Below are 10,495 nucleotides of genomic sequence, written 5' to 3' on the forward strand. Positions count from 1 at the left end.
GAGGTGCGCCATTGGAAGTTCTTAGGTGCTATATTAAAGATCAAGAAAAGCCGTCGTAAAACGACGGGGTTTTAACCCAAATTTTCGATAAGAAAATTCTCCGATAATTGTTGCCCTATCCCCCGCGTGCCTATCTATTCCTACTATACCGCCGATGTTTTTAGCGATCGCATTTTTGGCGGTAATCCTCTGGCGGTTTTTCCGGAAGCATCTGGATTAACCCGCACCCAGATGCAAAAAATCGCCGCCGAATTTAACTTCTCAGAGACAGTCTTTGTTTTTCCGCCAGAAACGCCCCAAGGCACTAAAAAAGTCCGGATTTTCACCCCCAGTACCGAATTACCCTTTGCTGGTCATCCTACCGTCGGCACAGCCTATATTTTAGCCCTAATCGCTGCTATTCCCCCCCACCAAGAAACCACGATTTATCTGGAGGAAGGAGTCGGTTTAGTACCGGTAAAAATTATCATGGAGGGGGAAAAACCCGTCTATAGTGAGTTAAAAGTGGCACAATTGCCAGAATTAGTGACCGATACTTATGCTCTCGATGATTTAGCGGCGATTCTTTCCCTAAGCGTTGCCGATTTCTTACCCGGTTATCCCCCCCGCGCCTTTTCCTGTGGTCTCCCTTTTTTATTCATTCCCGTTAGAAACCGAGATATTTTAGGGAGAATCAGAGTTAATTTAGGTCTTTGGTCATCATTATTGGGACAATCCCCCGCTAATTCCCTTTTTGTCTGCTGTTTTGACCCAGAATCACCCCAATCTCGTCTCTATGGGCGAATGTTTGCCCCCGGTTTAGGAGTTATGGAAGATCCGGCTACCGGTTCGGCTGTGGCCGCTTTAGCAGGTTACTTAGGGGCCTTAGAATCTTCTAGGGAAGGGATGAATCAATGGACAATAATGCAAGGGGTGGAAATGGGCAGACCCAGCAGTTTACAATTAAAGTTCCAGAAAAACCACCGTGACATTACGGAAGTTTGCGTAGGTGGTGCATCAGTTCTAGTCTGCCAAGGCAAGATGATAATTCCTGATGGGGAAAGACTTTAGCTGGTTAGAAAATGAATGGTTTCCGCTAGGGATTTTAACTCTAAATCCGAGATTTTGTCATCATTCCAATAGCTAATTTCTTTGCCTACTTTTTCGATAAAATAATTGGCTGCATAACGATATCTTTTTTGACAAGCTTCCTGAGCGAAATCCACCAAGGCTTTAGCGTAGGATTCGGGGGAATGATTATTTTCTAGCCAAATTTGACCATTTTTCCCAATAGTCTGATAAGATTGCGGATCATGAAGAAATTGAGAGAAATGTTGGTGTAAATCGGCGATTTCGTTGCCAACAGTCACATAACCTACGGTATTTTCGGGCAACTCACTATACCAGCCTATTTTAGTCACTAAACTTGGCAAACCATGGCTCCAAATCCGCAGCTGACTACCAGAAGCTTCCCCCATGGTAGGATAACGTAAATTGATCGCTAAATCTGCGTTAGCTAAGGCGGTTTCTAATTTGGCTTCCGTGACAAAACCATGCAAGGTTACTAAATTATTTAAATTTAAGCTATTAATTTTTTGAAGGAGATAATTACTATCCCATACTTCTCCATAGATGTCTAAGCGAAAAGCTTGTTTTTGGGTAAAACTGGCCAGAGAGTCCAAAACCAGTTCCAGACAGCGATTAACGCCTATGTAACCAAAGATAATCAGTTGATAGAATTGTTTTTCTGTTGCTTTTTCTGTCTCTTGAATCAATGATTGACCTTGACTAGGATAGGGTAGTGGCAGATAGCCAGTCAGCCATAAATTTTCCTGTTTGAGTTGTTGATAAGTCTGTTGTCCGTGGCAAATTACCCCTAGGGCATTTTTTAAAGCCAAGGGAGTGAGAGGGTAATATTCAGCCATAAATTCCGTAGATAATTCACAATTCCAAAACTTTTCTGCCGCTAAAGCTCCTTCTATCCCGTAATAACGGAGCATTTGATTTATATAACCAACTTTATCCTGATTCAACTCTCTATAGATACCTCCAAAAAAATGTTGTAGTTTCAGGTCATGTAGCACTACTATTCCAGGGCAACGACAACTAATTTGCCAGATATTTCCGTGAAAATCGGGATTATTTCCGATGTGATAGATGTTAATATCGATGTGATTAATCGCTGACCAAGGCATCTGATCTATCTGATAGTGATTTACCTTAACACAACGGCTAATTTCTCGGTCATAAATCGTTTGATCAGTCCAGAGTTCTAATTGACAATTTTTGATTAAGCCGGGGAGAACCCGCACCGTGTATTCAGCAATATCGGTTCTAGCTGGAGGCAAAGGAGAAAACCAATTAATTTTCATGGCAGCATTTTTACAGTTATATAACTAAGTGGTCGTGCAAAATTAATTTCCTAGTCGAGACAGGAGAGAGTAGACGGGAGAAGGGAGAAGGGAGACGGGAGACGGCTATCAGGGATCAGATTTGAGTTTTTAGTTCACTGTTTACTGATCACAGCAAAAAGCTGACAGCTGACGGCTTAGATGTGTAATTAATTTTGCCTAGGTACTTAACTAATACTAAACCATTTTCTCCTAGGCTACTGTTCAAGATAGGCACTCAGACCAGCAGCAAGAAAGATTGATGATTATCATTCTTTCAGAACTTGATTTGGTCTAATATTTAGACTTGTCTAAAAATCTGGCTCTAGAATCTAATTTAACCATAAAATGAGCAGATTTAAGAGATTTAGCCGTACAATTCAGGAGGGTAAGATTTAAACTGATCCGTCACTTTGATGCCGCGGTATAAAATATTTTGTTTTCTCAGGGTCGGATCATCATTGAATTGAGCGAGCAGTTCTTGCACTAGACGAATATCTCTAGATAAAGGATAGACATTCGCTGTTAGCAAAAGATCGGTCTGAAAACCCGAACATTCTCCTAGACGAGCGACCTCGCGGGGAACGTATTCACGATTATGACGACCGTAGGGACCAGATTCATAATAAATACCAAAAGTATAAGGAGTATCTCCACTCAAAATACTGTCCACACTTTCATAGCGAGCAATGTTGGGTGTAGTGACGATAAAAGTGCCTCCATCTTTTAAAACGCGATTAGCTTCTCGAAAGGAAAAACCAGGATCTACAAGGAGATGTTCCAGAATTTCCATGCAAAAAACCACGTCAAAATGTTTGTCCTCAAAGGGCCAGATATCTTTCTCGATATTAAAATAGGTATAGGAAAAACGATATATTGGCCAGTCTGCCGATTGCGGTTCCGACTCGATCACGGAAAAGGGATAGTTAAACAATTGTTGGTTGTACTTATCGCGACCATCTTGTGAGGATCTTTTTTGAAACTTATCTTGGGCTAATTTGCCCTCAGAATTGTCCTCAAGGGTTTTTTCATCGGGAGAGTCATTATAGGCGAGAATAATAGTCGCATCGGGAAATTTTTGCTTTAACAAGAGAGAAAAAGCTGGACAGCTGCCTAATTCCAAAATTCTTAGCCCTTTTTGCCGAGGAATTAACTCTAAAGTGGTAAGATAGCGCTTCACATGGGTCTGAAAATATTCTACGGCACCTCCTTGACAAAACTTATAGGCTTGAAACATCTTCATCGCCGCTTCACACTGTTCTGGAGTTGGTTCCCAGCTTTCTAGTTCTAGCTGCACTGGTAACTGTTCTGGTTCTGGGGTCAGCAATTGAGGGGCGGGTAAATTCACTGCTGTTGCGGTCAATTGTGGATTTAAAGGGTCAAAACTCGCGGTATCTGAGGGCAAAAGCTCAGTTTCCGCTTCTATATCGGTTAAATGATTATCCATCATTTCTAGAGTTATTTGCTGATTGTTCCGGCTCTGATGCAGTTGATCTATCTGTGAACTTAAAGTAACCAGTTGTTCCATCAGTTCTTGATTGAATTGTATCGACTGCTGGCAGACTTGGATGAGATTTTGATTCACTTCCCTTTGATCCTTAAAGATTAGTTGCAATACTTTCAGGTTTCAAGAGAGTAAAAGGCGATCTCTCCAGAGTATCAGGCCATTTCTCGCGAATTTCTGCCCTAACTTGCGCTGTTTGCAGATATTCCTGGGTGCTGCCCAATAATTTCTTCAGAGCCGACCAATCTGCACCAACGGACGACGATGGTTTGACCTCGAACAATCGAGAAGAATCTGGGGCTGCCATCTCGGTGGCAGGGTTCGGGTGCTGATTTTTGTCAGGGTTTTCTGACGGTAAGTGAGATATTGGTTTGTTATTTAACATGGTAAGAGCGAATAATCAGTAATAAATCAATCAGATAAAAATTAAGCTGCAGATAATTTTGCTTATGGCAATAGCTCAAAAATTATGGGGGCATTGGCCGATCCTAATTTTCCCGTTAAGTCTGAAAACAACGACATAATAAGGTTTTCAATCTCTCTGGAGTTTTCAATAAGCTAGTCTTAATGACAATAACCGACGAGAGAATAGGACTCCGAGATAGGAGGAAACTAAGGGATCGCTCAACTGATAAAGATAATGGGAAAAGTCAGATTGGCTGATGTCGTTTATGCAAGAAGCTTGCTAAGAACATTTGACCAACTAATATCAAGATTTTGATAGTGTTCATAGGCCGCTTTACCTAATTGTTTAGCCCAAGACCGATTTTGCCAGATTTCATCCATCGCTGCCGCTAAAGCATTAGCCGTCGGTTCCACGATTAAACCCGTTTCTCGATGACGAATAAATTCTAGGGGACCCCCCGAATCTTGGCAGGTAATTACGGGTTTAGAAGCTAACATTCCTTCTAGGGTGACATATCCGTAATCTTCGTCAAAAGGTGGATAGACGACCCCCAGGGATTTGGCGTAGTGGGCGATTTTTTGTTCATTAGTGATTTTGCCAATAAACATTGCTCTTTCGGTTAATCCCAGTTTGGCAATTTTTTCCTGTAAATAAATGTCAAAATTTCCCTCGGCTTTGCCAGCAAAAATAACTGGCACAGCGTGCGTGGTTTTTGCTAGGGCTTCCACTTAATCTGATTAATCCGGCTGGGGAAAAAGAAATAACCCTCCTCTTCCTGAAAATAAAAAGAATCCGCGTCTTGAGGGGGATGGTAGAGAGCGATAGAATCAACATTATTATAGGTTTTCAGCCGACGGACAACTTTTTGGGAAATTGTATAAATTCCCTGACATTCGGCACAAACTTTATTATCAGCTCTGATGATGCTTTCTCGAATCGGTAACCCATTGGCACTGATATCTAGACCGTCATATTTACCCCCCCAGAGATCGTAAGCCTGCCGATGTTGATGCAATAACCACAGAACTTTATCGGGATGCTTAATTAAATAGGCGGGAAATTTTAAGCCGATTAATCGATCAATATTTTGTCCGTTAAAACTTGATATATCGAGCAAGCGACAGCTTAACATTGTATCTAATATCCGCTCTGAGGGATAGGCTTGAAAAGGTATTGCTACTATTTCAGCTTCGTGACCTGCTTCTTGTAGTGACTGACATAATTGTGTGGCTAAAATTTCCGCACCACCATAAATAAAGGGAGCCTGAGTTGTAGCAATAATAATTCGCATATAGTAAGCACTCAAAATCATCTAAATTTTACAGTTTGTAGCCGATTATTGCATAATCCATCGGACCATAAAAATATTCATTAAATCGCTTGGCGGTTTCCGAGTCTTCGGCGATAGGAGTTTCCGTTGAAGGATTGAGATTAAGAATGTTGACCGGCGAGAATCCTGAATACTTGGCTAAAAACTGAGTCATCAAACTTGGTAAGGGATTACGATGGGTAGGATCGAAGTAGAAATTACAACTACCTATTAAAACATTAGCGGGATTAGGCGTTTCAAAAATTACCATTCCTCGCGGACGGAGAACCCGAAAACTCTCGCTCAGTAACTTCATTAAAATCTCGAATGGCAAGTGTTCGATCAAATGAAATCCTGTCACTAAAGCGACGCTGTTATCGTCTAGGGATTGGAGATAATCAATGATGTCCGCCTCTCGTACATCTAAGCATCGCTGTTGACATTCGGCAACTACGACTTGATTTAAATCTATTCCTAGGGCTTTATAACCATTTTGCTGCAATAATTCCAACCACTCTCCTCGACCACAACCTAAATCCAACACTAAAGAATCTCCCGGTGCGATTTGTGCCTCTTTAAGCAGGGGAAGATAAACGGCTAATCTTTGGTGAATTACGGCTCGACTACCGCGAAATCTTTCCTCAAACGCAGCATAAAAGGCATCTAGAGAATGATCTAATTCTGTTGTAATCGCTGGTTTTAGTTCTGGTGATAAGGGTTGGGATAATTGTGGGATTCCTCCTTCCCAGAACTTGCCGAGCAATCGTTTTTGTTGAATTAAATCTATCTGTAAATAATGAATATTTTGAAAGCTGCGTTCCTCGCTTTCTCGCATTTGTCTTTCTAGCTTTTCTTGTCCAAGATAGGCAAGCTCTTTCCATTTCTGATCCAAATTTTGTAACTGCTCTTCGGTTTGCTCTTGAATGTGATTACCAATATCCCCCCACTTGCGGTCAAGATTTTGTAATTGCTCTTGGGTTTGCTCTTGGATGTGATTACCAATATCTCCCCACCTCTGATCCAGAATTTGTAATTGCTCTTGGGTTTGCTCTTGGATGTGATTACCAATATCTCCCCACCTCTGATCCAGAATTTGTAATTGGTCTTGATATTCACTCTCCAAGGCTTGCAGCCGCTGCTGGAAGTATTCTTGGATACGCACCTCCCATTCTTTTGTCTGGCACTCAAAATTATGCAGTTTCTCCTGTAGATTTTGGGTATTATTGACCAGATTTTTCTCCACCGCTTGGCTGTAACCAGATAAACTCTGACTAAACGCCATTAAATTCTCTAAATCTCGCCGGGATTGTGACCGCAAATTTTCCACCTCTGATAATAACTGTCGATTTAGTTGTAGGCATTCTCGCAAGGCACTGGCAAGATTGAAATTCACTTCCCTTTGATCACGAAATATGGTATTGAGAATCTTTAAAGCCACAGCTTGCAAGGGTTTAAATAATAACCAGGGTAAACGCCCAAATTTCTCCGGTAGTTGGTTACGCACTGCCGCTCTTGACTCGGCTGTTTTGATAAATCCTTCTATATAATCGATTTGATTATTAATTGCTTCCCGATCAAAATCCCCCTTCAGGACTAATTCCCCCGTCGCTGGTGGTGGTGGTGGTACTGGTGCTGAGGGAACCCCCAGGGCTAGGTTTTGACGCAGGGCTTCTTGGCGAATTTTATCAAGCAAATGCTTGACATTTAGATTGGGATAGTAAGTTTCGATAGTCATAGAAGAAAAAATTAAGTTTAATATTTTCGTTCATCCCAGTACCTAGTAAAGATGAAACTGCCTTGATTGAGAATCTTGCTCCCCGATAGTGGCTACCAATCCCATCTTACAGGTTCCTGTACCATCAGGCTGGGATGGCATCGCTGTTAAGACCGTAAGACCGTTTTTTTCTGATAAAGTTTCCCCGAACTAGACATTTGCTGCTCTGTGGTGACAAAATTGACCGAGGAAGTTGGACTAACCTATGGGTACATCTCGATAAACTAAGACAGTTTAAATATTGTAACCGAATTGCCAAATCAAGGTGAATCAGGGTGTATTCTGGGGGCTGGGGATATAAAGTTAAGTCTTAAAGAATCCACTCAATCTGGTCGGGGGTCAGTTCTCAGGGACGATTACCGACGGTGGAAGACCTTGACCGAAACTACTCCCACAAAAAAAAATTTTGCCATAGCTTGATAATTGAGGTCATCTATGCTAGTATATGTGCCATGTGTGAACAGCTTTTTACTTTGCTCGAGGAGTGAAAAATAAATTATGACTGTAGCTCAAAATTCCATCGTCGAATTATACGTTATCTACTTTAACCGCGCCCCTGATTCAGTAGGACTACAGTTTTGGTCAACCCAAGATATAACCATAGAAGAGATGGCGGCCCAGTTCGGTGCCTCCCCAGAGGCTAAAGCCCTTTACCCCTTCTTGGAATCTCCCACCCTAGCCAACCCAGAAGAATTTATCAACGAAATTTACCAGAACGCCTTTGGTCGTGATGCCGAGCAGGCAGGACTAGACTTCTGGATAGGAGTTCTCGAAGATGATAGCTCTCCCGAGGCGGTGGCCGAATTTGTCCTGACAGTGGCTCAGGCAGCGCAAGGAACCGACCTTCTCACTCTCCAAAACCGCACCGATATAGCCCTGCAATTTACCGAGGACTTTGTGAATGCAGGCATCGCCTTCACTTCCTCCGTATTGACCACCTCATCGCAAATCATCGACACGGTGGATTCCACCGGCGCGAGCCTTACCGCAGCCCAAGCAGCAATCGATCAGGCGATCATTGATATTATCGGTGGTGGCACGGGTACTACCTTCACCTTGTTACAAGAAAGTGCCGTTCTTACCGCCGCCGCTTCCAATGGTGTTTCCCCTGCGGGTAAGTTCCTCTCCACTGCCAATGATAATATCAACGGGACAGTTTTCTTGGATGGCACCGTTATCCAAGACCCCAGTGCTTCCGATAATGATGTCTTAACGGCGACCATCCTGCCCGATGTCTTTGATTTCCAAACCATCCCCTTTATCAGCAAGATCGAGAACATCAAGCTCACGGGTTCCCCCAGCGCCGTTATTGAGATTGCCAACATCAGTGATGTCAAGAATTTAGAAATTGTTACAGGTAATCTCAAGGTTCTCACCTCTGAAAAGCACCCCCTTAATCTAGCGGAAGGCTACAGTGGAACCTTATCCCTGCTACAGGCAAATGAAAACCGCGAGACCACGATTAACCTAAATGGAACATTGGCGGGGACGAGAATTGTTGACAGTGAACCGGCGAGTACCTATAAGAACAATGCCAGTGACATAAACTTAGTAGTCAAGGCTGATAGTGTCCTCAAAGCTGGTGATATTACCAATCAGGCAACCATATTGGATGAAGGTGTAGGTGTTAAAGATACTAATTTTGTCATCAGTGGTGACAAGAACCTCACCATTGAGGGTGCGGTCAGAATGGCTACTAAAGACTCCACCGCTCAATTGGATGCCAGCGCTTTAACCGGTAAGCTGACCCTCAATCTGGCCAACATCGGTGTAGGTGTTGACTCATTTAGTGTCAAACAGATTGTCGGTGGTAAGTCCGATGACTCTTTCACCTTGACCGCAGTTACCGACCAGTTGGTTAATGTTGCTATCAACGGCAGTGACGGTAAAGATACCCTGACTGCAACTCTAGGAGTCGGTGGTATTACTGGTCTGGATAAGGTAACGAATGTAGAAACGGTTGTTCTCAAGCAAGTATCTTTTGTGAATACGCTTGTTACACCCAATGACTCCTTCGTTGCCAGTGGCCAGTCTGCCACCGTTGATGCATCTTCCTTCACGGTTTCAAAACTCACATACGATGGCGGCCTCGAAACCAATGGTACCTTGAATATCATCGGTGGTAATTTAAACGACGCCCTGTCTGGTGGTGCCAAGAATGACACCCTGACTGGTGGTGGTGGTGCTGACATCTTAGCGGGTAACGCCGGCAATGATACCTTCGTGTATAAGAGTATTGCTAACTCGAACTTCGATAGTACTCTTGCCTTCGATACCATCGACAACTTTGGTGTAGCGGGTGATGTCCTCGACCTGACGGCAGCTGGCTTTACTTCTACCCAGTTTTTAGGTACTCCCGCTGGTTTCGTAGGTGATGAGGCCACTTTACTACTCGCTGCCACAAAGCTTTCCCAACAAATTGGCAAAAACTCACTGGCCGCGTTTACCTACACTGGAGCAGAACTTGCTTTCAAAGGTAACACCTTTGTTCTGGGAACAAATGACTCTAACACAGGCGTAGTCGATGCCGGTGATTTGTTTATCAAACTCACTGGTGCTTTGACGCTGACCTCGGTTAACTTTGCTTAGACCCTGACGAGTCTTTAGCGAATAGTTTAAAGAAGGCCACCCAGAAAAAGGTGGTCTTTTTTCGTTTATTCTCGAAGGAAACCCTCCCTTCCCCCCTTGATAAGGGTGGTGATAGCTTCAATTTTCTCCCGACTTTTCTGGGGGAAGTAGTAGGGTTAATTCATGAATTAACCCTACCCTTGATAAGGGGGGTGTCGATCCCCCCTTCCCCCTAGGGTTGATTCATTTAAATTAAGTACAGCTGATTTTGAGTCAATAAATTTGACCGAAAATTCTCAAGTTTATCTTGTTCTAATCAAAAGAGTTAGTCACAATAACTAATCTTTAATCTTCTGCCAATATTTATTATGAATAAATTGATAAAGCTTGTTCCCAAGCCACTAAAAGCCTATCTCTCTTCAAATTGTCTGAGAGTACATCCTGTTAATTTAGCTAATTTTTCTGCTTCTTACGTCGATAAAACTATCAGTTTTTCCCAACGTTCAGCTAACCACCTCTGTCCCTCTGTTATTGAGAGAAAACCCAAACCTCTGAAAAGATTCAA

General features: G+C 42.8%; 9 protein-coding genes. 3 read left to right on the plus strand and 6 right to left on the minus strand.

Features of this window, described 5'->3' with window-relative positions; all coding sequences use genetic code 11:
* Positions 1 to 126 precede the first annotated feature (126 nt).
* On the plus strand, positions 127 to 1,050 hold the full coding sequence (locus BGL89_RS20275) for a PhzF family phenazine biosynthesis protein (protein ID WP_286827338.1): 924 nt from the start codon (positions 127 to 129) through the stop codon (positions 1,048 to 1,050).
* On the opposite strand, the gene BGL89_RS20280 is transcribed toward BGL89_RS20275, so the two are convergent.
* The 6 genes from BGL89_RS20280 to BGL89_RS20305 form a co-directional block, all read right to left on the minus strand.
* On the minus strand, positions 1,047 to 2,351 hold the full coding sequence (locus tag BGL89_RS20280; protein WP_286827339.1) for a glycosyltransferase: 1,305 nt from the start codon (positions 2,349 to 2,351) through the stop codon (positions 1,047 to 1,049). The genes BGL89_RS20275 and BGL89_RS20280 overlap by 4 nt on opposite strands.
* A 385-nt stretch (positions 2,352 to 2,736) precedes the next feature.
* Positions 2,737 to 3,954, minus strand: coding sequence for a methyltransferase domain-containing protein (locus tag BGL89_RS20285; protein WP_286827340.1), 1,218 nt, complete (start codon positions 3,952 to 3,954; stop codon positions 2,737 to 2,739).
* Between the two features lie 13 nt (positions 3,955 to 3,967).
* Complete coding sequence (locus BGL89_RS20290) at positions 3,968 to 4,258, minus strand: hypothetical protein (RefSeq protein WP_286827341.1); 291 nt, start codon at positions 4,256 to 4,258, stop codon at positions 3,968 to 3,970.
* 284 nt (positions 4,259 to 4,542) lie between these two features.
* A complete protein-coding gene (locus BGL89_RS20295; RefSeq protein ID WP_286827342.1) occupies positions 4,543 to 5,007 on the minus strand; it encodes a glycosyltransferase in 465 nt (154 codons plus the stop codon).
* Complete coding sequence (locus BGL89_RS20300; RefSeq protein WP_286827343.1) at positions 4,995 to 5,591, minus strand: glycosyltransferase family protein; 597 nt, start codon at positions 5,589 to 5,591, stop codon at positions 4,995 to 4,997. Before BGL89_RS20300 ends, BGL89_RS20295 begins: the two co-directional genes overlap by 13 nt.
* A 7-nt stretch (positions 5,592 to 5,598) precedes the next feature.
* Positions 5,599 to 7,323, minus strand: coding sequence for a methyltransferase domain-containing protein (locus BGL89_RS20305; RefSeq protein WP_286827344.1), 1,725 nt, complete (start codon positions 7,321 to 7,323; stop codon positions 5,599 to 5,601).
* Positions 7,324 to 7,860: 537 nt separating this feature from the next.
* Here BGL89_RS20305 and BGL89_RS20310 point away from each other — a divergent pair.
* Both BGL89_RS20310 and BGL89_RS20315 read left to right on the plus strand, forming a co-directional pair.
* Entirely contained in the window at positions 7,861 to 9,951 is a 2,091-nt protein-coding gene (locus BGL89_RS20310; protein WP_286827345.1) for a DUF4214 domain-containing protein, read from the plus strand.
* A 347-nt stretch (positions 9,952 to 10,298) separates the two neighbouring features.
* Positions 10,299 to 10,495 (plus strand): hypothetical protein (locus tag BGL89_RS20315; protein WP_286827346.1); only part of this gene is annotated, 197 nt, incomplete at its 3' end.

The organism is Microcystis sp. LSC13-02, assembly GCA_002282935.1.
Lineage (GTDB): Bacteria > Cyanobacteriota > Cyanobacteriia > Cyanobacteriales > Microcystaceae > Microcystis.